Genomic DNA, 544 nt, shown 5'->3' on the forward strand with positions numbered 1-544 from the left:
TTTCCAGCCCGCTCGTACTCCGGGTAAGGAAGCGGCGCCAGGGTCAGGATGTCTTCGACCCCCGCGGGATACGTGGGGGCCGTGGGCGTCCAGTCCGAGTGATACCGTGGCCCAGACAGGTACTCGGCGGCTCCTTCTTCCAGGACGCTCGGACACTGCGAACCATGCGTCGCGTACATCACAGCATGGGCGGCCTCGTGCATGTCCGGGACGCTCCTCGTCCACGGGACGCCGTATGCCGTGCAGGCGCCGGCTCCCGGACGGCACTTGCCTTGATAAACGTCTTGCGACAGCCACAGGTAGTCGTGGTGGAGCGCGGGCTCGTAACCGAACAACTCGATGACTGAGCCCGAGTGGCGATCGAGGGTCCCGAAGCTCCCGCCACAGGCATCCTCGGGGGCGCGCTCATACCCGTAGATCGTCACGTGCTCGCCCTCCCAGACGAACTCATGGTCGTCGCGCCAATCGACTAGTTCGGGCTGACACGCCGCCAGCACGACGCTGAGCATCAGCATGGGCTTGGTTCTCATTGAAGCTCATCCTA

Annotated in this window: 1 protein-coding gene; it reads right to left on the minus strand. The window is 64.5% G+C overall.

Translation table 11 applies throughout. The features are described from left to right. Positions 1-530 (minus strand): hypothetical protein (locus DB30_RS41095; protein WP_146663011.1); only part of this gene is annotated, 530 nt, incomplete at its 3' end. Positions 531-544: the final 14 nt, after the last annotated feature.

Source organism: Enhygromyxa salina (genome assembly GCF_000737335.2).
Taxonomy (GTDB): Bacteria; Myxococcota_A; Polyangia; order Nannocystales; family Nannocystaceae; genus Plesiocystis; species Plesiocystis salina_C.